Origin of the sequence: Clostridium niameyense (genome assembly GCF_001243045.1) — a bacterium.
Lineage (GTDB): Bacteria > Bacillota > Clostridia > Clostridiales > Clostridiaceae > Clostridium_F > Clostridium_F niameyense.
The window spans coordinates 2,180,592-2,206,685 of the sequence record NZ_LN849007.1; the positions used below are offsets into that span (position 1 = coordinate 2,180,592).

Consider the following 26,094-nt stretch of genomic DNA (forward strand, 5'->3'; position numbering starts at 1 on the left):
CACCTACATTCCAAATGCTAAATTCCTTAAAGTTGTTTCTGTTTTACTTCTCTGCTCTGAAGGACTTAAGGCCTTCGGGCTATTAAAGGTAATATTATTATTTACTACCGTATTACTAGTATTAGTTGTTGATTTATTTATGCCATTATTACCTATATTTGAAATAGGATTATAATTAGCCTTATCAATAGCAGTTTGTATTTCATCAGTTCTAATAGAACTTATAGTTTCTCCTATATTTTTAATCATATCAATTACTGGATTTATTTTTTCTTTCATACCATCTGCAAGTCTTTCACCTAGGGTTTTCCCTGCATTTTCATAATCCTTGTCATACGATTTTATTAATTTAACTATTTCAGCTTGATTATTGGATACTATAAGTTTTTCAGATTCAGCTTGTAAATTAGTCATTTTTAATTTTTCATCATAGAATTTTTTAGTATCTGATAATTGTTTTTCTAAGTTATTTTTATTAGCATCATATAAATTATTTATACTATTAACTTCATTTTGCTTTTTCTGTTCAAGAGTATTTTTTTTATTTTCTATATCTTCCCTATGAAGTCTTTTATTTCTTTGTGCAATAGATCTATTTAATTCTTTTTGCAATTCAGCTTTATTAAATTCATTATGTTCAAATTTTAAGGCATCTTCTAAGGAATGTATTTTGTTTAATTCTTCTTTATCTTTATCGGCTTTTTCTTCAGCTTTTAGTTCATCATCTAATGCCTTTATTTTAGCATTGTATACATCATTTATTCTTTTGATAGATTCATCTTTCCATTTATTTAGATTTTCTAATTCTTTATTAATTTTATCTTCTTGGAATTTTAATTCTTGAGAATATCTTTCTTTTAAGGAATTAATAATTTGATTTTGAAATTTATTTATATTATCAGATATTTTTTTATTGGCTTCTGAAACTGCATTGGCCATATTGTCTAATTCTATCCTAGCATCTTCAAATTCTTTTCTAACCTTTATAGTTTCTTCTGCTGTTGCTCCAAAAGTATAAGCTAATTTTTCATATCTTTTTCTTAAAGCCTCTATCTTTTTAGACTGTAATACTACTATTGCCTGTTGATTTTCTAAGTCTTTTGTTAAATCTCCTGTTTTAATACTTAACTGTTTAATTGCAGTATTGTAAGTTATCATTAAATCTTTAAAAGAATTTTCTTCTGTTTTAAAAGATTTTAAAATTGCTTTTTCTTTTTTATCTAATAATTTAAAACCATTATCATAATACTCTTTTAAAGCATTCTTAGAGCGTTCTAACTCATAAATTTGTTTTTCTTGTACTGCTTTAGTAGAATTTAACACCTGCTTTTGATACTGTCTTAAATCATATAGTTTATTTGCATAAGTATTTTTAGCGTTTTTATCCTGGGTGTTTTTTTGTAATTTTTGATAATACGCTATTTGTGAATCTATACGGGCCTTTTCTGTTTGTAGCTCAATTTTATTTTCATTTTTTAAAATTCTTAATCTATTTTCTATATGAGTAACTCTATTTTCATAATCCTCTTTTAAATAATCTTTAGATTTTTCTACTTCTTCTTTATTAAGTTTATCAACAAATTCCAAATACTTTTGATATTCATCCCTATGATTAGCTCCCCAATTTAATTGTCTTGCTAATCTATCTTTTATCTCATTTTCATTTGTATTTGTCTTGATTTTTACATCTATAACTTTATCTGATAGAATATTTTTTACTACATTCGTTGCCTTTTCAGAGGCTTCTTTTACTTTATCTAAATTATCTAAAATACCCAAAGCTAAACCCTCGGATGTATATTGTCCGTAAGCTCGTGTAACCCTAGAAGGTGAATGAATATCTAATGTTTCCCTTATTTTATTAGATACACTATTGCCAAGATTTTTAGCTGCATCAACTACTTTTCCTACACCGCTTGTTATACCATTTAAAAGTCCGTCTATTATATTTTTACCTATCTCTAACATTTTGCTAGGTAAATTTTCGAAAGCGGTTATTATATTAGTTCCTATATTTTTAGCACCTTCTATAATAGAGTGGCCTGTATTAATTACACCATTTTTCATGCTTGTAAACATATTAACTGCTAAATTATATAATCTACTTGGTAATGTAGTAAACCAGTTTAAAATACTAGTCCATATATTAATTACACCTTGCTTTATATCATGGCATAAGTTAATTGTGCTAGTACACATATTATTCCATGTATTAATACACATAGTTTTTAAATTATTCCATAGATTAGATAGAAAGGAACATATTCCATTCCATATACTCATGGTTATATTTTTTATACCATTCCAAGCACTTATTACTATTTGTTTTTGTACTTCTAAGATTGTAGTAAAGATTTTAGTTATACCATTCCATATATGCGAAAATCCTTCTTTTATATTATCCCATATTTGCATTAAGTCTGTATTTAACTTTGAAAAATTTCCTGTGCATATATCTATAACTATTAAAATTGCACCTAAAAAAATATTTTTTATGACTTCCCAAACTCCTGAAAAATATTCTTTTACTCCATCAAAAACATTCTTTATTCCATCTATTAAAAAGCCAAATTTATTCATAACAAAGGAAGTAATGCCTTCTAATGATGAATTAAAAATTTGTTTTATACCTTCCCATAAATTTATAAAAAACTCTTTCATACTATTCCATATATCTTTTGTATTTGTTTTTATACCTGTCCATAATCCATTAAACCACGCAGGAATGCCTTTGAAAAAATTAATTAATGAATTAAATGCATCTGGAATTGTTTTAGTAAAAAACTTTACAATTGCATTTGAAACTGTTCCTATTATTTTATTTATACCCTTCCATATATTTATTATGGCACTTCTAAACCCCTCATTCGTATTCCACAAATGTTTTATACCTATAACTAAAAGAGTAATCGCTGCAACAATTCCTACTATAATGACAATAATGGGATGCCCCATTAAAAAGCCTAACGCTATAGTTAACCCTTTCACACCGAGGGTAATTCCTTGTACTACCTTGGCAATAGGACCAATTGCAGCAACTATTAATCCTATTTTAACAATCATATCTAATTGGCCTTTACTCAATCCGCTTAGTTTTTTAGCTAAAATTCCAGCTAGATTACTAAGTTTTTGTATTATAGGTGCAATTGAATCTCCAAGTTTAATAGCATCATTTTTTAATTGGTTAATAGACTTTTTTAATTTTTCACCAGTTGTATTATTTACTTTTTTAAATGCTTTGTCTGTTGCTCCTGCGGTATTGTTCATATTTTTAAGCATATCATTAAAATCTTTTCCAGCATTATTACTTAATAATAGGGCTGCTTTACCCGCTTCAGCACTACCAAACATGTCTGAAAGACTAAGATTATTTTTCTTAGCATATTCATTCATTATATTTAATGTATCTCCAACACTTTTACCACTCTTAATAAGCTCAGGGAATGTCTTACCGCTAGCCTTTTTAAGGGCATCGCTGGCCTTAGTTCCATTTTTCCCCATCTCATTTAACATAGAATTCATATAAGTTGTTGTTTCAGCTGCTTTAACACCCTTTGATGTCATAATAGCGTAACCACTTGCAACTTGTTGCAAGTTAACCCCAAAAGTATTTGCAGTAGGGATAACTTTTCCCATAGATGAGCTTAATTCACCAACGGTTACCTTACCTAAATTTTGAGTGGTTATCAAAACATCTGATACTTTAGTAACTTCTTCTGCCTTCATGCCATATGAGTTCATTATAGTAGTTAATATATCTAAGGATTGACCTGATTCAGCAAATCCAGCCTTAGCTAATTTAGTAGAATTCGCTACAAAGTTTACTGCATCTCCTGTTTTTTGTCCTGCAGATATAGCATCATAGACATTATTAGAAATTTCAGTTGCTGCAATTCCAGTATCATCAGATAGTTTTAAAATTCCTTTTCTTAAATCTCCTATACTAACTTCACTTTCATTTGCTATGGTACTTGTTTTTGCAACACTATTCTCAAAATCAATACTAAATTTTGAGGCTACAGCACCCGCACCCGCAATAGCAGCTGTAGCAGGCATCATTTTGTCACCAATTTTCCCCGCCGCATTTCCAACTTTTTCAGCTGTTTTAGAAATTTTATTTAATGTTGCATTACTTTTGCTAGCTTGATTTTCTAAACTTTTTAATTTATTTTCCGTTTTAATTACTTCTCTTTGTAATGCTCTGTACTGTTCCTCGCTTATTTTACCTTGTTTAAATTGTTCCTGGACCTGCTTTTCAGCTTCTTTAAGTGTATCCAATTTACTTCTTGTATTAGTTACACTTTCAGCTAATAGTTTTTGCTTTTGGGTCAACAGTGTAGTATTAGTAGGATCAAGCTTTAATTGCTTATTAATCCCTTTAAGTTCACTTTGTAAATCCCTACTTGTTTTATTAACATTTTTAAGGGCCTTATCCAAAGGACCTGTATTACCGCCTATTTCAATAGTAATGCCTTTTATATTGCTAGCCATATCTTACCTCCCTTCTTAAATAAATAAAAAGAATTAGCTTACTAAAAGTAATGTAAGCTAATTCTTTTTCATTTTTTCTCTTAATTTTTTTCTATCCGGTTGAGTTTGTTCCAACCTCCAACAATTATTAAGATATTCTCTGCCATCTTCTGTTTGTAAATAGTTATAAACAATAGCATCTCTTAATAATAGCCAATATTCAAATACCTCTAAATTCTCTAATTGGTAAAATGTATAACCGGTATATTCACAAATAATCTTTTCTTCAATTGTACTGACCTTATAGCTTCCCTCATGTTCATCCTCATCCTTAGGATAATAAGGGATTTTTAGTTTTTTGAGTTCTTTTCCCTAGCTAACCAGTCAAAATAAGCAGTTAATATTTGATTTAATTGGTCAAAGTCAAGTTCATCAATTAATTCTGTAACATCATACTTTGATTTATTTTTACTTAAAATCATTTTAACTGCATCTGTTAAATCATCAATAGCATCATCATCCTTGGACTTTGATAGATTGGTAATTTTCTTTAGGGCTTTAACTTTTGGAGGTTCAACTTCAAGTATTATCTCATTTATTCTAATGTTAAAATATCTTTTATTTACAGTATTTATATCAAACATAATTTACTCTCCTTTGCATAATTATTTTAGTGGTGTTCTTTAGGAATATCTTCTTCATAAATAATTTTTGTTCCCTCTTTATCCATAGGTGCTGCCTTAAATTCAGCATCTATAACAGTTTCTTTATCCTTTTTAAAAGCTAAACTAAATCCTTTTTCATTATGGCCTACTATAGCTACCTTAATGTCTCCATCTATAGGATCATTATGAACAAATCTAAGGATGTATTGTTTACCATCTTGCTTTCCTATTCCTCCTATTTTAACAATTCTCTTGCCATCATTTTCAGTTACCCTTGCAGTAGAACATAACTTAGTTAATGTATTACCGTTCCATGTCATAATTCCACTTTTAAATGTTACTTCTTCATCTGTTAAAATAGTTTTCTGTACTAGTCCTAAATCATCTTTAACTTTATAAAACTTTGGTTTATATTCTAATGTGGCTCCACCTTGTATAAGTCCTAGTAAATTAGATTCTAATTCAATAGTCTTACTATCTGGAATTTCACCCTTAAATTCTGTTATATAAAGTTTTCCTGATCCTAATACGATTTTTTCATTTTCTGCTGCCATTATATCTCCTCCTAAATTTTTTCTATAAAATTAAAATCGTACACTGTTTGAAAAAAACTTTCACTTTCAATCCATGTACGATTCCTTGAATATTCTATTGATCTTTCATCTAGCAGATTTTCTATATTTTTTTCTGCTTTATGATTTATTATTTCTGAATATAACTCAATTGTTATATCTCTATCTGATAAATTGTTTTTATTATCAGCACCTCTTACTTTTATATCTTCTTTAAATATCACATATGGCAATGAAGGAGGCTTTTTAAAATAGTTTTCTGCAACTTTCATGCCTGTATTTTGTAACCATTGTTTAATGTCCAGCATTTTTCACAGCCTCCTTTACCAGTTCTTCCATACGTCTTTTAGCAAGATTTTCACCATATTTTATATGAGGATAGGCCTCAGTCATTCCACCCTGCCTTAGGGCATGGCCATTTTCTAACAAATGCGTTAATCTATGTTGCCCGTTAGCTACATACCAGGTATTTCTTTTATTATATCTATCTTCAAATTGTTTTTTTACCCTAAATGCTTTTACGTATTTACCCGTATGTTCTTTAAAAGTTATATGTTTTTTCACTTCTTCATTTACTTCTTTTCCTACAGTATCAACTGCTTTTTTTACTCTATCTGTAATATCCTGAGTATAATTACTCATATATTCACTTATGAAATCACTCATATCATCAATTTGTATATTACTCATATTTCACCTCAAACATTTCAAGTTGCCTTAATGTTAAATCAATACTTGGTGGATTAGTATCATAAATAAATTGAGATAATTCAATGTCATATCTTCCTACACCCCTAATTTCTAAAGTATCATGATTATCTACATTAGGAACTTGAGGTATTCTTATGACTCTATTTGTTTTAACTTGATTAGCAGCAGCTGTAAAATATCTTTTAAAGCCTAAAACTCTATTACTAAAACCTAAATTTTTATGTTTATAATTTTTATTGCCTTCTTCATCTTCTTCGTAAATGTCGCATATACCATCTGAAAAACTAATAAATTCAATATTATCCACTTTTATTTTCATTTGTATCACTTCCTATTGCAGATACTTGACCTTGTATGTGCAAATTCAGAAGTTCCATAGCAAAGTTTGTTTCAAACATTTCAAGAGCATTACTATTTATATATCTACATCTATCCTTTAATAAATCCCTTGCTAATCCTTCTTTATTAAAATCAAGTGGCACACCTGCTATTTCTTGCAAACGTGCCTTACTGCTGTTTATTGCATCTATTAAATTCTTTTCTGTATTTTCATCCTTCCAAGTTATATGAAGATAGGATTTAACAGCATCTAATAATTCTTTTGACATTTATTTTAAACATCTCCTTGAGCCTTTGCCTCACCTTTTACTGCTATAGTCATTGTCATATCTTCTAATCCCTTAATATCTAATAATAAAAATGCATTATCGTCTAATGCCTGGCCATTACCAATAAGCTTGATGATGTAATATCTTTCATCCTCTAAAAACTTATATTCATCTGAATACTCAATTTTACCATCTTTTGATCCGGTTCCTATTCCCATTGCATATTTTTTAGCAAGTCCAAGAATAGCCTCTCCTTCACTTACTTGAGTTGATTGAATTATTTTAGTTGGATAAGGCAATACATTGTTTTTATAAGTTCCATCTTGTAATTGAATTGTTGTAGCTGGCATTACCTTTTTATAATAATCAAAAGGATTAACAATCATTATCAGATTATCAACTACTCTTGCCTTTTTTTCATCTATAGGATCTTTTGCTAAGGTCGCTAATAATTCTCCAAAAGTTTTTGGTGATAAATTAGTTATTTTTTTAGCTTTTTTCTTTGGATAGCCTGTAGAAGTATTAAAGCTTACCCCTTGGTGTATATCTCTATTCATTCCTATAGGCATATCAACACCTGTACCATTTATAATTCCTTCTTCAAGTCCATAGGCAACTGCTTCTGAAAGAATAGTTCTCACATATGCATCAATCCATTGCGGACCTACTAAAAGCATATCTTTAGCAACTGGCATAAATGCAGTTAACTTGTTAAGGCTTAAATCAAGTTTTCCTATTGCTCCTTCTAATTCTTTTGTAATAGCACTTGAGATTGTTCCCCATTTAGCAAGCTGAATACCCTTTTTATTTATAAGCATTTTTGTTAATGCCGTCATATTTTGAAATTCAATCATTTCTAGTAAAGGATGTGCTGCTTTCATATCAACCATAACATTATCTATAACTGTTTCAGGAAGTGCTATATTAAGGTTCGTTATAGCTTGTCTAGGGTTTGAATCTTTAGCTGCATCTATCCATGCTTGATAAAATTTAGTTTCCTGTTGAGTTAGTTGGTGAATACCTCTCTTTTGAAGTATTTCTTTATCTTGAGTTTGCTGATATTTCCTAAAATCTTGAAGTACTTCTTCTTGTACTCCTGTAGCAAATTCAACAAATGCGTTTATCATATCTTCTTGGTTTTCTGATTGCATAGCTGTTGCAAATTTTTGTGTTAATTCTTGTTTTAATAGATCTTTTGATTTCATTATTTTATTCCTTCTTTCTTTTTAAATAGTTGCATTAATTTTTCTGCATTAGTTTTATTTTGTTTAAACTGTTCCGGAACTTTAACTTGTTGTCTTAAACCTTCCATTTGTTGCTTTATAGCTTGATTAAATCTTTGCTGAGCTTTTGATACATTATCATCTTCTTTACCTGCTATTTCATCACATAAACCATATTGTAAACATTGCTCTGCATTAAGCCATGTTTGATTGTCCAGTAATTGATTTAGAGTTTCTTCTGAAAGTTTATCTCCGGCTTTAGTTAAATAACTTGAACAACTAGCCTTATCTATTACCTCAACATCATTGGCAGCCTTTCTAAGTTCTTCAGCATTTCCCCATGCTCCCATAGCTGCATGGTGTATCATCATAAGAGTATTAGTTCCCATAATTACTTTGTCACCAGCCATAGCTATCACACTTGCTATAGAACATGCAAAACCATCTACATATACTGTTTTTTGTGCTGGATGCCTTTTTAGTTGATTATAAATTGCTAAACCTTCCTTAACTTCTCCACCGTATGAGTTAATAAAAATATTTATATTGCTTACATTATTAATACTCTCTAATTGCTTTTGAATATAATTTGCAGACGTTTGACTTTCTATTTTTTCATCTGTCCACCAATCATAGCTATCACCTTCTACATAGTCATAAATGTATAAATCTAATGTATTAGGTGCTGTAGATTGTTTTATTAAGTATACTGATTTATTCAACATTTTCACCCCCTTTCACATTTTCTATATCTGAATAATTTTTAGTCATCCAATGTTTTTTACTCCAATCCTCATTCAAATCTGTATCACCTGCCTTAATCCTTAATTCATCAATACTATAACCACCACTTGCAATAAGCTTATCAAAAGCTTCGGAAACAGAAAATATGTCTATATGCCTTATACAAGTAGTATCAATTTTCATATACGAACCTTTTAAAAATGATGATTTACCATATCTCTTACGATTTACCTCCTCTGATAAAATATCAGTTATAGGATCTATGCAGAATGTTAAAAAATTCTCTGTAATTTTCCCTACATCTGCTATATCTCCACGTAATAATGCTGGTGGAATTTTTAAAGATTGAGCAACTCTTTCAAAAACCTCTTTTGTTATAGTAGAAATATCAACTATCTCACTTGTAGACTTTTTATTCCCATCTCCATTTTTTTCATCATATTTATAACCTTTTTCTAGTGGGAGTACTGCATTCTCTGCTTCAAAGTAACGTTTAAATTTATTGTTCATTAAATCATCAAATTTAGTTTGAAAGTCCTTATTACCTGTTGCCGTTGCATCAATATCTAATATTCCTTTTCTTCCACCCGAACGTCTATATTTTCCTATAGCCATATTAAGAAGGTTGTTATACCCTTTTAATAAATTAGAAAGTAATACTTGGACATCATCATTGCTATACTTAAAATAAAGAACTTCACTCATTTTAAAAGAACGTTTAAAAGTAAAATCCTTCCTAGATACATTTTCAAATATATTTTCTACTAAAGCATATTCACGTTGATTAAAACTATCTGCAATTATTAACTGACCATTACTTTCTATAACTAAACACTCATTATTAAGCAATAATTTTGATATAAGTTCTTGTAAGAACTGACTAGAGTTTTGGTTTTTGTTAGGTTCAATATTCCAAAGATAATATTCATCGTCTTTAAGTTCATTACCATCTATATAAGTTTTAAATTCACATTTACTTATTGCATTAGCTATAAAGCTTACTGCTGAAGATATTGCAAAAGCTTCTATTTCAAGCTGAACATCTTGCTTAAGAGCCTTATCAGTTAAATACAATGTATCTTTTCCTAATCCGAAGAAATCCTTTATCCAATCTATAACCTTCAATATTCCACCCCCTTTCAAGGTAAAATAAAAAGCCTTATTACTAAGACTTATCTTTTTCTACTAGAGACATTATTTTTTGTTTGTATTCTTTTCTTACTAGATTAGGTATTCTCTTATCTCCCGTTATATCTTTTATTATGTTTATTATATTCTTAAATACATCCGTACCTTTTATACTGACTTTACACTCTAAAGACTTTTTACCATCTTTATTATTGAGATCCATTTTATCTCCTCCTATTGTTTAATAAGTATATACTCCAAAATCAATATCTACTGTTTCTCCACTATCAGGTAATTCTGTACCATCAGCACACATTGCAGCTATAAAAGCCATAAATCCATCTGTCTTTCTGCTTTTAGGTTCAATCTTACCAAAACTATAGTTATCATGTGCTTCGGCTTTTAAACAAGTATTATTTGTATACCACCTCATAAGTGGATTATCACCCCATATAATATTATGATTAGTAAATTCACTATTAATAATGGGATATATTTTCATCTGGTCACTCGGTCTAGTAAGCTTTATATTATTTGCACCTTTTTTATCAGTGTCAAATCCTACTCTTCTTAAGGCCTTTGCTAATAATGTATATCTATAATTATCCATTCCTAGCATAGTTAAATTATACCTTTGTGCTTGCTCTGCCAACCAATTAGCAACTGTTTCCGGTGGTATCTCAGGACCATCAACAAAAGTTAATAGTTTACCACCTTTTTCACTTGCCCATTCTTCCAATGGAGCCTTAATTCTTACTAAGTCATTACATTTCTTACATACCCAGGTATGACTTATCCAGTAGTATTTGCCCTTAAATTTAATTAAAAGCCCAGCACACACAAAGTCTGTTGTCTTAGCATAGTCTATTCCTACTCTGCAAGTAGCTCCAGTTAAATCAGGAATAGGTTGATTAGTCGCAAGTATATTCTCCCATGAAGTTACTTCAACATCTTTATTGCCTTCAGGTATATTCATTCTTTTTGTCATAAATTCTGTATATAGTTGAATATTAAATTCCATATCTATATATTCTTGATCCATAACAATTTGTAAGTCTTTAAAATATCTCAATGATGGGTTTGCCTTTTCCCATAAAGATTTATCTTTAACTTCTTGTTTATTTTCTAAATGATAAAGTAAAGGCATCATTCTACTATTTTTATTTTCACCCTCCAGTATTAAATGTGAAGTTTCTAAATAGTCGTCTAAAACACCACCTCTAACATATCCATCTGTACTTATCATAAAAGTTCTACAATTTTTCTTTTTACCTAACGCAGATTTAAAAACCTTTATATTGTCATAATTTTCGTATTCATGTATTTCATCAAATATTATACAAGCTGGTCTTAAACCATCTTTAGTCCTTGCATTTGAAGTATTATATTTTATATACGATTTAGTCCTTTTATAAATTATTTTTTCTTTAGTGTAATAAAACGCTTTACTTAATTTTTTATTATCATCAATAATATTGTATACATCTTCAAATGAAGTCTTAGCTTGCTGTTCTGAATTTGCAACAATATCAACATTATATTCTTTAATCCCATGAAAACTAGTAGTTAAATACCATGATACTCCACTTATAAATCCATTTTTACCTGCACCTCTTCCCATATATAGAAAAAACGTATCCCAAACTAAAGTACCATCATCATAATAACAATGAATTAATCCTATAATAAATCTTTCCCAAGGTAATAATTTAAATTTAAAATACTGCTCTATTTTCTCTATTGCCTTATCAATCATTTCAGATTTTATGAGTACATTAGGTTGTGATAACTTTTCTTTTACTAACCTTATAGCTTTTTTTATATCTTCATTAGTAATAATTTTATTATTTTCTACTAAATCAATATATTCATCAATATTTTGATTAAATATCATCATAATCATCTTCTTGTGGAATTGGTTTAAGTCCTAACTCATTCAGTATTTTTAACATTTGAGCATTTGTTTTATTTAATTCTGAAATACTATCATTCTTTTTTCTGCCATGTTGTTTACCATTATTCCATTCTACTGAAACACCACGCTCTTTTATATCTTCTATTAATCTATTTTTAATATTCCATAAGGACATATAGTCACTTATTAAATCTTCATAGTGTTTTCCATATGTTCCATTTGACTCTAATTGTTTTAATAAATCTCTTTTTATTTCCATAAATAAAATATTTCCCAGCTTATGCACACTATTTTTTGATGCACCCTTTTTTTGTGTGCTTTCTCGTGTCCATTTATATCTTTTTTTCCATGATTTAACTGTATTAATTGATACCTCAAATTTATCAGCAATTTTTTGATATGTCATACCTAAAATATAATCTTCATAAGCTTTTTCACTCTTTGTTAAATTCTCCCTTTCATTCATTTTAATCACCTCTTTTCCTCTAAAATGCACCCTATTTTTATTAAGTGTGCACCCCCCTTATGTGAAGCATTAAAATTTATCTTTTGTCTACCCTTCTACCCGTTCTTCCATTACTCTAAAATTTTTTTATTTTTTTGACCCGGGGGTGTATAAGATACTAAATAATTCTGCACTCTTACCATCTTTCTTCATTCAATTGTGGTTTTGCTTTGCGTCTTAGCTTTTCAGGATGTTCTTCATCATGGCAGCTATTACATAAAGATATTAAATTGCTTAGTGTTAATGCTAAATCTGGTCGTTTCCTTACATGCTCTTTATGGTGTACACATTGAGCCTCGCTATATAATCCTTTAGCCTTACACTTCTGACATTCACTGTTATCTCTTTCTAATGCTTCAGCTCTTTTGCCTAACCAATGAACAGAGTTATAAAAAGCTTTTATATTATTATGTTGTATTAGCTTTCTAATCCAATTTACTAATTCAGTTGTTGTCATTCTTTATAACCTAACATTCAACCATCTTCTTTCTTTTTAACTTAACATATCTAATATTCTGTTAAACTCGCTTAATACTTAATAAGCATTGCATTTATAATACTTATATTAGTTTTTAATTTTATTAGTTTAACACCTATCATTTATGTTAATCCTTATACATAAAAAAATAAAAATCATATGTATTTTTAAATTTTAAAATCCCTTCTAGCCTTATTCATTTGATCTTGTATTATTCCAATATATTTAAGTGTTATTGAAGGATCACTATGATTAAACATCTTCATCAATGTTGCTACATCTTTAGTCTGTTTATAGTAGTGATAACCAAAGGTTTTTCTAAGCGTATGAGTTCCTAAGTTACCTATTCCAAAGTCTTTTCCTACAGTTTTAATTATCTTATAAGCCTGAACTCTACTAATGGCTTTATTAACTCCTTCTCTTGATTTAATTAAATATTCATCTAACTCTCTGTTGGAACAATACCATTTGTATTCTTTCTCCAGAAGCTTATTTATTTCTATTATGTTTTGCTTAGATGTTTTCTTTTCTCTTATATAAATAAACCTTTTATCTTTAACATCTTTAACTTTAAGTCTTAATATATCGCTTATTCTAAGTCCTGTATAAACTCCTGTAATAAATAATATATAGTTTCTTTCATCTGTTCTCTTTAAGTACTCTTGTATATCTCTAACCTTTTGTGTATCTCTTATAGGCTCTACAAAATTCAACTCATTTTGTCACCTGCCTTAAAGCTCCCTTGTGTCTTTTATATCTATCATGTTTCATCATATCCACATAATCACTAAAGGAGAGGTTTTCTTTATTTCCTCTCCTACTCTTTTTTTTATTATGTTTTCTATTCTTCTTTAATTCCTTATGCATTCTTGGTTGCTGTGCTTCTATTATTTTTTCTATTTTCAAACCTCTCACCACCTATGTATATGAATATAATCTCTTAAGCTCTATTAAGTATGTAAAAAGCACCTAACTATAACAGTTAAGTGCTTTTCTAAATATGAAAATGAATAAAAATCTTTTAATCCATATTTTATATATTAAACTAAAAAGGTGCTACTTTTCTATACTTTATAACGCTATTTTCCCGCTACTTTTTCGCTACCCTCTACAAATAATACAGGTATCATCTTCTTTATTGCTCTATTTTTAAGATTTCTGCACCAAGCTTCGCACATATCCATTCTTCTGCTTACATTAGTCCAGCTTTTTTTTCTTTCGTTGAAAAATTTTAATTCAATTATTCTTCTTTCTTTTTCATTTAATACCTCCAACGCATTATTTACTTTTTCCACTTCTATCTCTTTAGCTCTTTTTATCCTCTTTAAATATTTTATTCTTTCTTCTTTATTTATAACTTCTTCTTCAACTGAATTGTTTATTTTAAAAGTTTGACCTGTTTTTTCACTATAAGATATAGCACCTATTCCTTTATAATCCTTTTCTACTTCTTCAATATTTAATTCTAAATTTTTAATCTCATTTATTAACGTTGTATATTCATTTAATATTTTTTCAATCTTATGTTCAAATTTCATTTACTCCTCCTTATTTTTCCTTATTTCACATACATCTTTCTCCCCACAATTCTTACAGTTAAAAGAACAAATATTATTTTCTTCCTTACTTGTCTTTATAACTGCCACTATGATTGTCATTATAATTATAATAACTGTAGCCAGTATAGTTAACATCTAATTCCCCCTATTTTTGAATATAATTATATATGTTCTTAATAACTATATTTATAGAGCCATCTCCAGCCTTTTTAATTTCAAATTTATCAGTATCATTATAAGTTTTTTCATCCATACATATTTCTATATTGTTATCTAATTTCAATTTTCTTTTTCTAAACTTTTTATCTACATAATCCTTATCTATAATTACTTTTTCTTTTATTCCTTCCTCTTCTATAAATTCACTATAACTAAATTTAACTTCCGAATCCCCAAAAATATCTTGGGATAACTCTTCTACATTTATGGTATCTTTTTCTTTTAAAGCTTTATTTACGTTTCTTATAACTTTTTCTGATAACTCTGCATTTTCTCCCAAATTTGTTTTAATCCATTTATCTGTAGCCTTTATAAACTTTTTAGTATTATCTCTTTCATTTTCTACTCTAGTACATCCTAAATACTTATTTATAAAGTAATTTGAACCATACTCTTCATTTTTTGATTTACTTTGTTTATCTATTACCATTAAATTAAAGTCCTGATCCTCTCTTATAGGTTTTATAAATGCACATTTTTGAATTTTAGTGCTGCTGACAGGTAAACTTTGTACTTCAGGATATATTTTAATTTTTATTCTATCTTCTATTACATCTACTTAATGGATATAATTTTTTACATAATCCATTTTCAATATAACTAACATAGGACCATATTCAGTAGATATTGATACTATCATTAAATCACATGAAGTAATACTTTCATTTCCTTTCATCAATATAAAGAGTTGCTTAGCTAATTCCTTAGATACTTCAATAAAATCACTTTGTCCATTTAAATATCCTTGTGAAATATTCTTTACTATGCTTTCTTCTTTAAATTTAGCATATTGCAAATTTTCATCTTTTAAGCATTTATCTAGATGCTTTAATATGAACTTGTAGATTTCTTCATCTAGACTAAGTCTAAATTGATTTAAAATAGGCTCCTCATTATTATTATCCAAAATATGAATTACAGCTTCATTTATATTAATTTCTTTTATATATTCCATAAAATTAACCCCTTTCTATTTTAAAATGGTATATCTCCATCATCCTCAACTGAAACAACATCATTCCATTGTGTAGAACTATTCGCAGGCTTGTCTGCCCATTGTAAAAACTGTATTTCCTCCGATATTACTTCGGTAACATATCTTTTTGTGCCATCTTTAGCTTCATAGTTTCTAGTTTGAATTCTTCCATGCACCGCTACTAATTTACCTTTAGCCACATAGTTTGCTGTAGCTTCTGCCTGTTTTCCCCATACTACTATAGGAATAAAATCAGCTTCTTGTTGTCCCTCCCTTTTATACCTTCTTTCTACTGCTAAAACAAATGTGGCTACTGCTGTACCATTTCCAGGTGTAAATTTTAACTCCGGGTCCTTGGTCAACCTTCCTATTAAAACAACCTTATTCATTTATTTTCCACCCTTTCTTTTTCTCTTTACTCTTCCTAATTGCAATCTATATTTATACAATTTATTTCTGTTTTTCACTCTCCTTTTATATTTATTTTTAGGTTTAGCATTATTCCAAATTCTAGCTATAACATTTTTATATGCTCTATCTAAAACAGAATCTATATAAGACATATTTATCCCCCTTTGTACTACCTAATTAATACTCTAGTACAGTTTAGGTAGAAAGGTATATCTGAATAGCTTTCTACCTATTAATTTTTACTTCCTAATGTTTCTCTTTTTATTAGCTTTCAATTGCTTATCTATGATTTTAAACATATCACATTGCTTACCAAATTTTATTTTTTCCCCTGGTATAATCTGCATTAGAATACAACCTCCTAAGTTTCTAACCTTGATATAAAATTTTCTTGCCAGTTACTTTTGCATATTCTAATTCTACCCTAGCTCCTTTACTATCCTCCCAATTATTTAACATATATACTGAATCACATTGATCTATCATAGCTGTACAAATGGGCATATATGCTTCATAGGGAAATCCTTCTGGTAAAATACTAGGATTCATACAAATATTACCCTCTTTTTTCAACTTACATTCGGCATCTTTAAATATTTTTTTATAATCTTTTAATCCAGTTATTTTTCCAGCTATATAAATTTTCACTTTTCATCCTCCTTCGTATTTTATTTGAAGTGCGACTTAATTCAATATTGCTTCTAATTCTTCTTTTAATATTCCCTTTAACTCGTCAGCTTCTTGTATCATATTTTCAAGTAGAGTTATCTTTTCCAATATATCTCTTTCTTTGTAATATAATTCACATGAATCTTCCTTTAATTCATTTATTATTTGTTCTGTAATATTCATATATAACTACCCACCTTCTTTTGAATTGTAACTTAACTATGGTGTATTAATATAAACTACAATAACCTTTTCCCAAGGTAAATTTGACACCTTATTTTCTGCCTACTTTTTAATATGTTCTTCACTTGTTGGATGCCCTTCATCATAATTATCTATATACTGTTCTTCCAATTCTTCAGTATCAAAAGACTTGAAATATATTCTTTCATCACTTACGTAAACCTCATCTATATAAGCTTCTTCCCAACTACCTGTCCAATAACAATATCCATCATCTGCAACCACTTCGGAGTTTACCATTGGGATTATTCTTAATGTTGGATTTTCCTTCGCTAATATAATTAGTTTTTGTATATTTTCTTGTTGAACTTCATTTTCTTTTTTCATTATAAATTCCTCCCTAAAATACTTCACATTAATTTCATATTGTGTCTTAATATTTAAAAATATATCTTTTTATTTTCTCCTAGCGGAAACCTTCTATAATAACATTTACCTCTTTGAATACTTTTTAATTGAATGATTTTTATAAAATTCTTAGTTTGCTCCAATTGATTTTCACTACAATCTTTTCTAAAATAATCTTTACTATTTACTCTAAATTCAACTCTATATCTATTCATTAAAATCCTCAATTCTTTCAAACTCTATTACCCATACCCAAGGATCACTGTTCCAACTATATTTGTTTAACTGTTCTTTTTTTAATGTACTATTCCATAGTTCTTTAAACTTACTGGTCCATCCGTCATATCCTATTATTCCCTCACCTAATGCTCCCTGGTAATCTAATCCTTGTAATCTTTCAATTCTTACCTCTTTTACTTTTAAAAATATTCTTGCTGCTACTTTTGGCATAAATATAGAAGGATGCCAACCATTCTTACTTTCATATCTTAATAATTTTATATACGTTTCACTATCTACATTAGTTGTTTTTAATTTATAATTAGGTTTTGCTTTATATAAAAATTTAGCTCTATAATTCATATTGCTTAGGCTTTGCACTTTCCATGTTTCTCTCACCCAAAGAATATCTCCTGGAAGATATGGAGCTTTAATACGTTTTTCCACTTTTACATTTGCTATATCATCAATATCCCCATGTCCAAATATTGCATGATTAAATATAACTCCATCTTCTGAACTAGTTCCTATAAAATTAAGTCTAGAAGAAACATCTTTTATTATTCTTCTTGTAGTTGTCTTTCTTCCGCTTAAAATAGCTTCAACCATTTCTGTATTAAAAAGTATTGGCTTTTTCAATTACCTCACCTTCCTAAATTATCAATATTTTTATTCTTTATAAGCTTGTACTAAAACTATTCCTTTATCTTTCCAACCTCTTTTAACTAGCTTCTTAGTATGTTTATTAAACTCTTTTCTTATATCAACATTTTTAGCTTTCTTAAGTGTATACAACATACCAACACATACCTGTATTACATCTAGCACCTCCTCTGTAGTATTTTCTGTATCATTATTTAAAATAGCTTCCTTAACTTCATTAACTTCTTCCTGCAATTTTAATAGTTCTTCTGGAAGTGTTTCCTCTTTATCTAAAATCATTAAATGCATATTTTACATCCTTTCAACTTTAATTCTTCCGCACCTCATATCATTTAAATTTATGCCCTCTGTATATCCTTGTACTGTTTTTATAACCGCTATATATTTTGATTTAAATATTACCCTACCTTTTATATCAACACTTCTAAGTCTTTCAGTATTTCTTAAATATTTAACTTGTACTATATCTCCAGTAGTAAAACTGATTATCTTAGGCTTATATTTTTCTTTTCTTCTTATTTTTTCTGCCCCTTTAAGTGTTAGTCCCATATTTTCTGCTTTAAGCTTTACAGCTATAACACTCCTGTTTAATTTATTTCCTATAGCTTCAATGTCCATTGCCTTACAATTTCTTTCTAAAAATTGTTGTTCCTCTGGTGTCCAAAACCTATATCTAGACACTTTTTTATTCCCCCTCAATCATCTTTTTTGCTATACTGCCCAACATAGTCTTTATATTTTGTGGTAACTGCTCTTCCTGTCTTTTATTTGCTACAGTTACTTTATAACTTCTCATAAAGTTAGATCCTATAACTGTTTCTATAGCATTTACACTTTCTTGACTCCAATTGTGGAGTATATTATGGCTGCCTATAGTTTGCTGTATTTTTACTGGTAACTTATTAAATTCTTCTTCTGCATTATAAGCTGAATTTTTTATAGCCTTTCTAACTAATCCCCATGCTTCAATCTCTGTCATTTCACTTTGACCACCCGTTTTTATATAATTTATAGCTTCTATTACTTCTGCAACACTTGGAGGAAATTTATTAGTTGCTATAATTTTCTTAATTGCAATCTGCACTAAGTTATATTCATACTCTTGTAACATGCTTGACCATAAATTAACCATAGCTTTAGCATCTATAGGTTTTAAATCTCTTGCCCATTGTGGATAAGCAGCTTTTATTACACTTAAAATTTTTATTGTATCCGTATTATTCATCTTCATCACCTAACATATTTAAAAATGGATTATCACTTTCAATTGATTCCGTATTGCTTTCTTTATCTGTATAATTACCCTCTAATACTTTTATAAAATTATTAGGCTTTATAAACCAATCATATTTTATGGTCCACCCTCTATTATTTTGTCCCTTTAAAAAACTAGAATAATTAATATTGTCTATGGCATTGATTACTTTATCTAAACCATATTCCTTAATTCTTGCATTGGTCATATTATATCTACTTGTACCACTATTTATAGAAATTAGTTTATTAAGTTTCAAAGAGTTCCATTTATCAATAATAGGTTGTAGTTTAATACTACTAACAACTTTAGTTGTATCTTCTAACCTATCCTTACCTAACTCTATCTCTAACCTATCCTTACCTAACCTAACCTGTGTATCCATATTGGAGCCATCTTGTATACAATTTGTATCCATAGATAAATTATAAGTCTTGTTATATTCTGCAAGCATTGATTTCTCTAACTTATAGAATGTTGGACTATATCTATCTGTTTGAATATAATTGTGTACTCTCCAATGCTTTATTACACAAACACCACTTTCAAATGGTATTATAAATTGTTTACCTATTAAAACTTTCATATCATCATCACTTGCTCCAACCATTCGTTGTATTTTCTTTGGATTTCCTATAAAACCATCATCATCTGCCCTCATACTTAAATGAAAATACAGTGCTTGTGTACTTAAAGGCATATCTAAAAATAAATCTGTATCTATAATTGATAAGCTAAACATTCTTCTATTTGCCACTTAGCTACCTCCTTCGTAAAAATCTATATACTTTACAAAACCCCCAATATCTTATAAACTGTAATTACGAATATTTAATTAAATTTTTTATTGGGCTGTTGCTGCAGCTCTTTTTTTATACTTACTAATAAGTCCACTTATACCACCACGAGAAGTTCCATAGATTTCTGCTAATTCTTTTATTGTTAATTTGTTTCTTAGTTTCAACATATCTTCTATATCTTCTTTTGGTCTCTTTATTCCTCTACTTACTTTACCCTTTTCATATAACTCAAAGGCCTGTTCCACTGTACGGGATTTTTCTGTAAGTATTGCTACAGCTAATACATACCAATTCTCATTCATTTTTAAAAACCTCCTTAGATTATATTTGTTAGCAATACAAGTACTGGTATTAATAAAACAAGCTCCCAACCTTCGTCACTTTCTTTAATCATTCTTTTAATATTTAGAATGATTAAAAAGGTTATTGCTAATAAACTATATACACTAAGTATTAACTGTCCTACAGTCGTCAACATATCACCTACCTTCTTACCTTCCTTGTAACTAAATCAACTAATTGTCTTGGCGGTGGCTATACATTTTATTTTAGTGTGGCTCTTATCTTCGCCTACTCCCGCTCGAATTAGCTCATTTAGTTACAAGGATTAAGGTACTATTTACAATGTTCTATCATATACATATATTGGATAAATATAAACTTTTTTAGCTTGTTAAAATTTTTTATAAAGACTTTACGTCTTTAATTTATATTGGTATGGTTGTATATTTTTACTATTAATCTTCTTTTTGTGGTACAATTTTGTTGAAAGGAAGTGTATTTATGTCTGAATTAAATTTAATAAAACTGCCTGAATGTCCACAATTTATAGATGAATCTCTTTCTCCAGCTGCTAAGGAAATTGGTAAAACCCTTGGTAATATTTTTCATTTAATTTTTAGCCCTATAAATTATCCAACTGATAAGTTCAAAATCAAACAAAATGAAAATCTGAAAAAATATAAAAAAGATATAAAAAATGAGCTTTCTAAAATACCAGAAGAAAAACTAGTGGAACCACCTTTAAATATTGTAGGTCCTGCTCTAGATGCATCTAAGTTTTATATTGAAAAAGATGAATTCAGAAAAATGTTTTCAAAACTTATTGCTTCATCAATGAATATTGATAATAAAAATTTCTCGCATTCTTCTTTTATTGAAATAATAAAACAACTTAGTCCTTTTGATGCTTTAGTTTTAAAAGAATTATCTCATAAACCTGAACATCCTATTATTACTTATATGCTGTTAGAAAATGAGTTTTCTTCCTTTGGTAGAACCGGATGTGCTGTCGTTAAAGATTTAATAAAATTAGATTGTATTACTGATGAAAAATCATTAAATCTTTTACATATGGCACTAGATAACCTATCCAGATTGAATTTAATTTCTATAGGTTATAATTCTGAACTTTCTGATATTGAAGCTTATAAAAATACTCTTGATTTTTTTGAAAACTTTATAAAACCACAAATTAAACTTACTTATTTAATAAGACCAGAATTTAAAAATAGAAGCCTACATCCTCGCTATGGAGTACTTGAGCTAACAAATTACGGTTTAAATTTTATTAACACCTGTATTTCATAGCTTTTAATGCATCTAAAGTTATAATCTTTAATTCTTCCATAAATTCATTTGTTATTTTATCTACTTTCTTTAAAAATTTATAATTAATAATCATATTTATTGTTGTGACTGTAATAGTTGAAACTGCGATACTTGCTATTATGGTCACCATAATTATATTTTTATCCATTCCTATTTCCTCCTAAAAACTTACTTGATTATTAGCATTTATTATTCTATTACTAAAACCTTTTACTTATTTACTTGTCTCCTTGTTTACTTGTTTTCAAATTTTCCTCTGGAAAATCTAATTTTATTTTTCCATCCCTTATAAGTTCACTTACAACTCTATTCAATATTTTTGTTGCTTCCTTTGGATCCTGTTTTCCTATAATCTTACATTCAAGTAACATTTACTCACCTCCCTTAGTTACAAGCTATCTCACTTTCAGCTTGTCCTTCTATAAACTTATTTATAAAGTACATTTGACCTTTGCCAGTTACTTTAGGTGTCTTACTTATGCTTATATGTCCATCACTATGTGTTATTGATGTTTCCTTAACCTCAAATAGTCCTATATCCATACTGTATTGAGTTGGCATGTTATAATCAGTTCCTTTTCTTTTAATTAAATAACCATTATCTCTAAGCCATCTGAATAATCTGTTTTGTCCCATATCAACTCCATTCTGTTTTAATATCTTAGCTAGTTCTCCTACTAAAATTGAAGCATGTGAAGCTGAAACTGCATTTGCAAATAAAACCTTAGGCTTTTGCTCTTGAAGTTGATTTTCTTTTTCGGCATTTTCTAATCTTAATTTTTCAATGCTTTTATTTGCAATTTCTAAAGCCCTTTTCATTATCATTTCTGGACTATTCCATGCTTTCTCCACTGCTATAAAATATTGCCTTGCTTGTTTACTTAACCTTTTAGTATCTATGTTTGTTCTTGGTGCTACACCAGCTATCATACAAATTTCTTTCGCAGTATCAAGTGTTAAAATATATTCGATCTTAGTACCACCACCATTATTTGCACTCGTCTTTAAAAGCGTGTGTGTTTTATCTTCTTCCGAACCAACTGCCTCAAGTTGATTTTTAATCCAATGTGAGAAATCTTGTTGAACTTTTAAAAATTCATGTAGTTTTCTCCCACTGATTATTACTTCACCGTTATCGTTATGTTGTAATGGTATAAGTTGTTGATTTTTAAAAACTTGTACATTATTCATTTAATCATCTCCTGTTAATGTTTAATCTTATCTATTAAAGAATTTATATCTAATTTTAAAATTCTCGCTAAAATCAGCAATTTTTCTGAGCTTGGTGCATATCTTCCCGCTTCTAAATCAGCTAAATAACTTCGAGAAATCCCTACTCTTTTAGATAGATTTGCCTGCGTCATGTTTTCCTTTATTCTAGCTTCTTTTAAAATTTTCCCAATAATGATTTTGTTTTCTGATATCATGTTTCAACCTCCTTTCGATACGTTAATTGTAATGTATTCACGTCAATATGTAAAGTTTCCTTGTCGTGAATTAACGACTATAATTATTCATTTTTAAGCATTTGTAGTGTCACGCCTTCATTTTCCTTTTATATGCTTGTATTTCCGTCATTTTGCATATTGATTTTAATTTGTTGAACAATTATAATAAACTTATATGGTCGGTAATTCCGACACACTAAGGAGGTTTTTAAATGAAAATAGGTGTTACTTTGAAAAAATTAAGAAAAGGCGCTAACCTTACTCAAAAGGCTTTAGCTGATAAGTGTAATATATCGCGAGGTTACTTAGCCGACTTAGAAGCTGATAGGTATAACCCTAGTATTGATACATTAAAAACTATTGCAGACGCTCTTGGTGTTTCAGTAAACGACTTCTTTGATGAAGAAACTAAAAAAGAAAAAACAGATACATCTATAAAAAAGGACTTATCTGTTATACCTAAAGAATTTACTAACTCTGATGAAGCTAGAGAGTATGTAAATAAACATCAAATATTCGGTTCTAATGGTTTTGATTCTGACAAATTAGATGATAATGAAATATTAGACTTCGCTAATGAACTTTTAAAACAAATGGAACTTATAAGTTTTAAATTTAAAAAGTAGGTGATTATATTGCACTGGATTGATGACATTGTATTAGGACTAATAGACACATATGGCACTAATAATCCTTATGAACTATGTGATGCATTAAATATATTTATTATTAAGTTAGAACCAGTAAATAAGTTACTACAAGATAATCATAGTGTTTATATAAGAAATTTTTATGGAAAAGAAATTATTTTTATAAGAAATAACTTACATAAAAAACATGAACTATTTTATTTAAGACATGAATTAGGTCATGCAATTTTACAACCCGATATTGAACATTCGCTAAATAAAGACTTATTAAATATTCCTAAATTCGAAAAACAAGCTGATTATTTTGCACTCAAGCTAAGTAATATAGAATTTGATGAAATAGAAATGTATCAAATGACTTATAAACAAATAGCTAGTTGTATTGAAGTTCCCGCAAGAGCTTTAAAACAACTAGTTAATTTATAATATATTTTTTAAATTATAATCAAACATATATTCGGTTTTCAATAAGGAGGTTTTGAAAATAGAAAAAATAGCAATATATGCTCGTAGAAGCGAGGAAAAAGAAACTGGTGAAAGTATAAAAAATCAAATTAATATTTGTCGTAATTATATTGAAAGAATTTATAAAAATCCTTTAATAGATGAATATTTTGATGATGATTATAGTGGAAGAAATATGATTAGACCTGATTTTAATAAAATGATGATATTAGTAAAAAAGGGATACTATAAAGCCATAGTATTCTGGAAACTCGATAGAGTTGCTAGAAATGCACTCGATTTTTTAAAGCTTCATAAAGAACTTGATAAACTAGGAGTTAATTTAATTTCTGTTACAGAGGGTTTTGATCCATCAACTCCTGCAGGCAAATTAATGATGACTATGCTTGCTGCAGTAGCTGAAATGGAAAGAAAAAATATATCTCAAAGAGTTATTTCAAATATGAATGAAATGGCGAAAAAAGGTAAATGGACTGGTGGTATAACTCCTTACGGATATAAAACTATAACTATTAAAAAAGAAAAATATTTAAAAGAAGATAATGACACTATAAAAACAGTCAAAGAAATATTTGATAAATATTTAGAAACTGAAAGCTTATTTCAAGTAAGTAAATGGCTTAAACAAAGCTACAATATAAAAAAATCTCCCACCAGTATAAAAAGAATATTAACCAACTTAGTCTATGTAAAAAGTGATAATGAAATATCCAAGTATTTAACTAATAGAGGAATAAACCTTTATGGCCAACTAAATGGAAATGGACTCGTGAGCTATGGGAAAGCCAATAAAACTAACGATGAAGGAGTAGAATTTAGGAATATATCTGAATGGATTGTAGCAATAGGAAAACATAAAGGCATAATAAGTGGATTGGAGTATATAAAGGTTCAACACATTCTTAAAAGTAAAAATAATAGTGGTAGACGTGGTACCGGTGATGTTACATTTCTTAATGGCCTATGTAGATGTTCTTATTGTGGCAGCTATATGAGAACAAAACAAAAAAAGAAAACAAATGGAGGCTACTATAAATACTTTGCATGTGCTAAAAAAGATACTGGATTAGAACATTGTAAAAATAAAATGATTAAAATTAGTGATGTAGAAGAAACTGTATTAAATGCCCTTTATAACTATAAAATTAATAATATACATACCAATAACACACCTATTGATACTTCAAAATTAAGGAATGATTTAAATAAAAAACAAAAACAAATAAAAAATTTAGTACTAAAATTATCTTTAGATGATGAACTAGAGGATATTTTTTTAGAACAAATAAGAGAACTAAAAAAAGAAGTAAATGAACTACAAAAAAATATTGAAGAGAAAGAAAAGGAGAATTTATTAAATAATGTTTCTAATTATAATAAAGATTCTTTCATAAAACAACTAAGCAATTTTAAAAACATTTTTATTAATTGTAAGGATATTGATAGTAAACGAAAACTTATAAAAAATTTAGTCAAGGAAATAAGAATAGATGGCATAAATAAAAAAACGGAGCTAGAAACTTACTTCTAACCCCATTA

38 protein-coding genes and 1 pseudogene are annotated in these 26,094 nt (G+C 28.5%); 4 read left to right on the forward strand and 35 right to left on the reverse strand.

Translation table 11 applies throughout. The features are described from left to right. Nucleotides 1-3: 3 nt before the first annotated feature. The 31 genes and pseudogenes from BN1711_RS12790 to BN1711_RS11280 form a co-directional block, all read right to left on the reverse strand. Complete coding sequence (locus BN1711_RS12790; RefSeq protein ID WP_050608227.1) at nt 4-4,491, reverse strand: phage tail tape measure protein; 4,488 nt, start codon at nt 4,489-4,491, stop codon at nt 4-6. A gap of 329 nt (nt 4,492-4,820) precedes the next feature. Further along, nucleotides 4,821-5,114 carry a hypothetical protein gene (locus tag BN1711_RS11150; RefSeq protein ID WP_050608228.1) on the reverse strand — a complete coding sequence of 98 codons (294 nt, stop codon included), beginning with the start codon at nt 5,112-5,114 and terminating at the stop codon, nt 4,821-4,823. A 26-nt stretch (nt 5,115-5,140) separates the two neighbouring features. Further along, nucleotides 5,141-5,689, reverse strand: a complete 549-nt coding sequence (locus BN1711_RS11155; RefSeq protein WP_050608229.1) for a hypothetical protein — start codon at nt 5,687-5,689, stop codon at nt 5,141-5,143. An 11-nt stretch (nt 5,690-5,700) separates the two neighbouring features. Continuing rightward, nucleotides 5,701-6,015, reverse strand: a complete 315-nt coding sequence (locus tag BN1711_RS11160; RefSeq protein ID WP_050608230.1) for a hypothetical protein — start codon at nt 6,013-6,015, stop codon at nt 5,701-5,703. Beyond that, complete coding sequence (locus BN1711_RS11165; protein WP_050608231.1) at nt 6,002-6,397, reverse strand: HK97 gp10 family phage protein; 396 nt, start codon at nt 6,395-6,397, stop codon at nt 6,002-6,004. The genes BN1711_RS11160 and BN1711_RS11165 overlap by 14 nt, the downstream gene beginning before the upstream one ends. Further along, nucleotides 6,390-6,737, reverse strand: a complete 348-nt coding sequence (locus BN1711_RS11170; protein WP_050608232.1) for a hypothetical protein — start codon at nt 6,735-6,737, stop codon at nt 6,390-6,392. The genes BN1711_RS11165 and BN1711_RS11170 overlap by 8 nt, the downstream gene beginning before the upstream one ends. Continuing rightward, nucleotides 6,718-7,026, reverse strand: coding sequence for a hypothetical protein (locus BN1711_RS11175; protein ID WP_050608233.1), 309 nt, complete (start codon nt 7,024-7,026; stop codon nt 6,718-6,720). Before BN1711_RS11175 ends, BN1711_RS11170 begins: the two co-directional genes overlap by 20 nt. A 5-nt stretch (nt 7,027-7,031) precedes the next feature. Beyond that, the gene (locus BN1711_RS11180; protein ID WP_050608234.1) at nt 7,032-8,231 is read right to left on the reverse strand and encodes a phage major capsid protein; all 1,200 of its coding nucleotides are present in this window, start codon (nt 8,229-8,231) and stop codon (nt 7,032-7,034) included. Next, complete coding sequence (locus tag BN1711_RS11185) at nt 8,231-8,974, reverse strand: head maturation protease, ClpP-related (protein WP_242821818.1); 744 nt, start codon at nt 8,972-8,974, stop codon at nt 8,231-8,233. Before BN1711_RS11185 ends, BN1711_RS11180 begins: the two co-directional genes overlap by 1 nt. Then, nucleotides 8,964-10,118: a phage portal protein gene (locus tag BN1711_RS11190; RefSeq protein WP_050608235.1), complete on the reverse strand. Its 1,155-nt coding sequence runs from the start codon at nt 10,116-10,118 to the stop codon at nt 8,964-8,966. The genes BN1711_RS11185 and BN1711_RS11190 overlap by 11 nt, the downstream gene beginning before the upstream one ends. Before the next feature lie 40 nt (nt 10,119-10,158). Continuing rightward, entirely contained in the window at nt 10,159-10,344 is a 186-nt protein-coding gene (locus BN1711_RS11195) for a hypothetical protein (RefSeq protein ID WP_003366076.1), read from the reverse strand. Nucleotides 10,345-10,362: 18 nt separating this feature from the next. Beyond that, on the reverse strand, nt 10,363-12,015 hold the full coding sequence (locus BN1711_RS11200) for a terminase large subunit domain-containing protein (protein ID WP_050608236.1): 1,653 nt from the start codon (nt 12,013-12,015) through the stop codon (nt 10,363-10,365). Further along, the gene (locus BN1711_RS11205; RefSeq protein WP_423243702.1) at nt 12,005-12,532 is read right to left on the reverse strand and encodes a P27 family phage terminase small subunit; all 528 of its coding nucleotides are present in this window, start codon (nt 12,530-12,532) and stop codon (nt 12,005-12,007) included. Before BN1711_RS11205 ends, BN1711_RS11200 begins: the two co-directional genes overlap by 11 nt. A gap of 145 nt (nt 12,533-12,677) precedes the next feature. Then, complete coding sequence (locus BN1711_RS11210) at nt 12,678-12,998, reverse strand: HNH endonuclease (protein WP_050608238.1); 321 nt, start codon at nt 12,996-12,998, stop codon at nt 12,678-12,680. Between the two features lie 188 nt (nt 12,999-13,186). Next, entirely contained in the window at nt 13,187-13,732 is a 546-nt protein-coding gene (locus BN1711_RS11215) for a site-specific integrase (protein WP_050608239.1), read from the reverse strand. Between the two features lies 1 nt (nt 13,733). Further along, a complete protein-coding gene (locus BN1711_RS11220) occupies nt 13,734-13,925 on the reverse strand; it encodes a hypothetical protein (RefSeq protein WP_050608240.1) in 192 nt (63 codons plus the stop codon). A gap of 173 nt (nt 13,926-14,098) precedes the next feature. Next, on the reverse strand, nt 14,099-14,557 hold the full coding sequence (locus tag BN1711_RS11225; RefSeq protein WP_050608241.1) for a sigma-70 RNA polymerase sigma factor region 4 domain-containing protein: 459 nt from the start codon (nt 14,555-14,557) through the stop codon (nt 14,099-14,101). Further along, nucleotides 14,558-14,713, reverse strand: a complete 156-nt coding sequence (locus BN1711_RS12620; protein WP_164995942.1) for a hypothetical protein — start codon at nt 14,711-14,713, stop codon at nt 14,558-14,560. Between the two features lie 10 nt (nt 14,714-14,723). Then, nucleotides 14,724-15,752: pseudogene (locus BN1711_RS11230) on the reverse strand (nucleoid-associated protein). Between the two features lie 20 nt (nt 15,753-15,772). Further along, the gene (locus BN1711_RS11235; protein WP_050608242.1) at nt 15,773-16,162 is read right to left on the reverse strand and encodes a single-stranded DNA-binding protein; all 390 of its coding nucleotides are present in this window, start codon (nt 16,160-16,162) and stop codon (nt 15,773-15,775) included. After that, nucleotides 16,163-16,336: a hypothetical protein gene (locus tag BN1711_RS12625; RefSeq protein ID WP_164995943.1), complete on the reverse strand. Its 174-nt coding sequence runs from the start codon at nt 16,334-16,336 to the stop codon at nt 16,163-16,165. Between the two features lie 217 nt (nt 16,337-16,553). Continuing rightward, nucleotides 16,554-16,832, reverse strand: coding sequence for a DUF4406 domain-containing protein (locus tag BN1711_RS11240; protein ID WP_050608243.1), 279 nt, complete (start codon nt 16,830-16,832; stop codon nt 16,554-16,556). A gap of 36 nt (nt 16,833-16,868) precedes the next feature. Further along, the gene (locus BN1711_RS12630; RefSeq protein WP_164995944.1) at nt 16,869-17,036 is read right to left on the reverse strand and encodes a hypothetical protein; all 168 of its coding nucleotides are present in this window, start codon (nt 17,034-17,036) and stop codon (nt 16,869-16,871) included. Nucleotides 17,037-17,138: 102 nt separating this feature from the next. After that, nucleotides 17,139-17,450 (reverse strand): hypothetical protein, encoded by a 312-nt coding sequence (locus BN1711_RS11245; RefSeq protein ID WP_129582160.1) that lies wholly within the window; start codon nt 17,448-17,450, stop codon nt 17,139-17,141. Nucleotides 17,451-17,476: 26 nt separating this feature from the next. Then, nucleotides 17,477-17,659 (reverse strand): hypothetical protein, encoded by a 183-nt coding sequence (locus BN1711_RS11250; protein WP_050608245.1) that lies wholly within the window; start codon nt 17,657-17,659, stop codon nt 17,477-17,479. Further along, nucleotides 17,652-18,302: an ASCH domain-containing protein gene (locus BN1711_RS11255; RefSeq protein ID WP_050608246.1), complete on the reverse strand. Its 651-nt coding sequence runs from the start codon at nt 18,300-18,302 to the stop codon at nt 17,652-17,654. The genes BN1711_RS11250 and BN1711_RS11255 overlap by 8 nt, the downstream gene beginning before the upstream one ends. A gap of 30 nt (nt 18,303-18,332) precedes the next feature. Beyond that, nucleotides 18,333-18,614, reverse strand: coding sequence for a MazG nucleotide pyrophosphohydrolase domain-containing protein (locus tag BN1711_RS11260; RefSeq protein ID WP_050608247.1), 282 nt, complete (start codon nt 18,612-18,614; stop codon nt 18,333-18,335). 3 nt (nt 18,615-18,617) lie between these two features. Beyond that, entirely contained in the window at nt 18,618-19,007 is a 390-nt protein-coding gene (locus BN1711_RS11265; protein WP_050608248.1) for a hypothetical protein, read from the reverse strand. A 4-nt stretch (nt 19,008-19,011) separates the two neighbouring features. Continuing rightward, complete coding sequence (locus BN1711_RS11270) at nt 19,012-19,557, reverse strand: replicative helicase loader/inhibitor (protein ID WP_243128276.1); 546 nt, start codon at nt 19,555-19,557, stop codon at nt 19,012-19,014. Further along, nucleotides 19,544-20,338, reverse strand: coding sequence for a hypothetical protein (locus tag BN1711_RS11275; RefSeq protein ID WP_050608250.1), 795 nt, complete (start codon nt 20,336-20,338; stop codon nt 19,544-19,546). Before BN1711_RS11275 ends, BN1711_RS11270 begins: the two co-directional genes overlap by 14 nt. Before the next feature lie 87 nt (nt 20,339-20,425). Further along, nucleotides 20,426-20,683 carry a hypothetical protein gene (locus BN1711_RS11280; RefSeq protein ID WP_050608251.1) on the reverse strand — a complete coding sequence of 86 codons (258 nt, stop codon included), beginning with the start codon at nt 20,681-20,683 and terminating at the stop codon, nt 20,426-20,428. A 460-nt stretch (nt 20,684-21,143) separates the two neighbouring features. Here BN1711_RS11280 and BN1711_RS11285 point away from each other — a divergent pair, with 460 nt between their 5' ends. Next, nucleotides 21,144-21,971, forward strand: coding sequence for a DUF4393 domain-containing protein (locus tag BN1711_RS11285; protein WP_129582161.1), 828 nt, complete (start codon nt 21,144-21,146; stop codon nt 21,969-21,971). Here BN1711_RS11285 and BN1711_RS11290 read toward each other — a convergent pair. From BN1711_RS11290 to BN1711_RS11300, 4 genes are all read right to left on the reverse strand, one after another. After that, nucleotides 21,952-22,140, reverse strand: coding sequence for a hypothetical protein (locus BN1711_RS11290; RefSeq protein WP_050608253.1), 189 nt, complete (start codon nt 22,138-22,140; stop codon nt 21,952-21,954). The genes BN1711_RS11285 and BN1711_RS11290 overlap by 20 nt on opposite strands. A 70-nt stretch (nt 22,141-22,210) precedes the next feature. Then, nucleotides 22,211-22,363, reverse strand: coding sequence for a hypothetical protein (locus BN1711_RS12635; protein WP_164995945.1), 153 nt, complete (start codon nt 22,361-22,363; stop codon nt 22,211-22,213). A gap of 13 nt (nt 22,364-22,376) precedes the next feature. Further along, nucleotides 22,377-23,183, reverse strand: coding sequence for a phage antirepressor KilAC domain-containing protein (locus BN1711_RS11295; RefSeq protein WP_050608254.1), 807 nt, complete (start codon nt 23,181-23,183; stop codon nt 22,377-22,379). Between the two features lie 14 nt (nt 23,184-23,197). Then, nucleotides 23,198-23,419: a helix-turn-helix transcriptional regulator gene (locus BN1711_RS11300; protein ID WP_039284035.1), complete on the reverse strand. Its 222-nt coding sequence runs from the start codon at nt 23,417-23,419 to the stop codon at nt 23,198-23,200. A 233-nt stretch (nt 23,420-23,652) separates the two neighbouring features. On the opposite strand from BN1711_RS11300, the gene BN1711_RS12795 reads away from it, so the two are divergent. From BN1711_RS12795 to BN1711_RS11315, 3 genes are read left to right on the forward strand one after another with little or no spacing between them, the layout of a single operon-like run. Further along, nucleotides 23,653-24,066: a helix-turn-helix domain-containing protein gene (locus BN1711_RS12795; protein WP_082174119.1), complete on the forward strand. Its 414-nt coding sequence runs from the start codon at nt 23,653-23,655 to the stop codon at nt 24,064-24,066. Further along, nucleotides 24,067-24,516 (forward strand): ImmA/IrrE family metallo-endopeptidase, encoded by a 450-nt coding sequence (locus BN1711_RS11310; protein ID WP_243128278.1) that lies wholly within the window; start codon nt 24,067-24,069, stop codon nt 24,514-24,516. 52 nt (nt 24,517-24,568) lie between these two features. Further along, nucleotides 24,569-26,086, forward strand: coding sequence for a recombinase family protein (locus tag BN1711_RS11315; protein ID WP_050608256.1), 1,518 nt, complete (start codon nt 24,569-24,571; stop codon nt 26,084-26,086). Nucleotides 26,087-26,094 lie beyond the last annotated feature (8 nt).

Excerpts from the sequence above, each read along its gene's own strand:
- BN1711_RS11200 (WP_050608236.1), bottom strand. The coding sequence starts at position 12,015 with ATGATATTTAATCAAAATATTGATGAATATATTGATTTAGTAGAAAAT.
- BN1711_RS11170 (WP_050608232.1), bottom strand. The coding sequence starts at position 6,737 with ATGAAAATAAAAGTGGATAATATTGAATTTATTAGTTTTTCAGATGGT.
- BN1711_RS12795 (WP_082174119.1), top strand. The coding sequence starts at position 23,653 with ATGAAAATAGGTGTTACTTTGAAAAAATTAAGAAAAGGCGCTAACCTT.
- BN1711_RS11165 (WP_050608231.1), bottom strand. The coding sequence starts at position 6,397 with ATGAGTAATATACAAATTGATGATATGAGTGATTTCATAAGTGAATAT.
- BN1711_RS11260 (WP_050608247.1), bottom strand. The coding sequence starts at position 18,614 with ATGCATTTAATGATTTTAGATAAAGAGGAAACACTTCCAGAAGAACTA.
- BN1711_RS11195 (WP_003366076.1), bottom strand. The coding sequence starts at position 10,344 with ATGGATCTCAATAATAAAGATGGTAAAAAGTCTTTAGAGTGTAAAGTC.
- BN1711_RS11160 (WP_050608230.1), bottom strand. The coding sequence starts at position 6,015 with ATGCTGGACATTAAACAATGGTTACAAAATACAGGCATGAAAGTTGCA.
- BN1711_RS11250 (WP_050608245.1), bottom strand. The coding sequence starts at position 17,659 with ATGAATAGATATAGAGTTGAATTTAGAGTAAATAGTAAAGATTATTTT.
- BN1711_RS11295 (WP_050608254.1), bottom strand. The coding sequence starts at position 23,183 with ATGAATAATGTACAAGTTTTTAAAAATCAACAACTTATACCATTACAA.
- BN1711_RS11155 (WP_050608229.1), bottom strand. The coding sequence starts at position 5,689 with ATGGCAGCAGAAAATGAAAAAATCGTATTAGGATCAGGAAAACTTTAT.
- BN1711_RS11290 (WP_050608253.1), bottom strand. The coding sequence starts at position 22,140 with ATGGATAAAAATATAATTATGGTGACCATAATAGCAAGTATCGCAGTT.
- BN1711_RS12635 (WP_164995945.1), bottom strand. The coding sequence starts at position 22,363 with ATGTTACTTGAATGTAAGATTATAGGAAAACAGGATCCAAAGGAAGCA.
- BN1711_RS12625 (WP_164995943.1), bottom strand. The coding sequence starts at position 16,336 with ATGTCTTATATAGATTCTGTTTTAGATAGAGCATATAAAAATGTTATA.
- BN1711_RS11175 (WP_050608233.1), bottom strand. The coding sequence starts at position 7,026 with ATGTCAAAAGAATTATTAGATGCTGTTAAATCCTATCTTCATATAACT.
- BN1711_RS11225 (WP_050608241.1), bottom strand. The coding sequence starts at position 14,557 with ATGAAATTTGAACATAAGATTGAAAAAATATTAAATGAATATACAACG.
- BN1711_RS11210 (WP_050608238.1), bottom strand. The coding sequence starts at position 12,998 with ATGACAACAACTGAATTAGTAAATTGGATTAGAAAGCTAATACAACAT.
- BN1711_RS11300 (WP_039284035.1), bottom strand. The coding sequence starts at position 23,419 with ATGATATCAGAAAACAAAATCATTATTGGGAAAATTTTAAAAGAAGCT.
- BN1711_RS11280 (WP_050608251.1), bottom strand. The coding sequence starts at position 20,683 with ATGAATGAGAATTGGTATGTATTAGCTGTAGCAATACTTACAGAAAAA.
- BN1711_RS11270 (WP_243128276.1), bottom strand. The coding sequence starts at position 19,557 with ATGAAGATGAATAATACGGATACAATAAAAATTTTAAGTGTAATAAAA.
- BN1711_RS11235 (WP_050608242.1), bottom strand. The coding sequence starts at position 16,162 with ATGAATAAGGTTGTTTTAATAGGAAGGTTGACCAAGGACCCGGAGTTA.
- BN1711_RS11150 (WP_050608228.1), bottom strand. The coding sequence starts at position 5,114 with ATGTTTGATATAAATACTGTAAATAAAAGATATTTTAACATTAGAATA.
- BN1711_RS12790 (WP_050608227.1), bottom strand. The coding sequence starts at position 4,491 with ATGGCTAGCAATATAAAAGGCATTACTATTGAAATAGGCGGTAATACA.
- BN1711_RS11180 (WP_050608234.1), bottom strand. The coding sequence starts at position 8,231 with ATGAAATCAAAAGATCTATTAAAACAAGAATTAACACAAAAATTTGCA.
- BN1711_RS11185 (WP_242821818.1), bottom strand. The coding sequence starts at position 8,974 with ATGTTGAATAAATCAGTATACTTAATAAAACAATCTACAGCACCTAAT.
- BN1711_RS12620 (WP_164995942.1), bottom strand. The coding sequence starts at position 14,713 with ATGTTAACTATACTGGCTACAGTTATTATAATTATAATGACAATCATA.
- BN1711_RS12630 (WP_164995944.1), bottom strand. The coding sequence starts at position 17,036 with ATGAATATTACAGAACAAATAATAAATGAATTAAAGGAAGATTCATGT.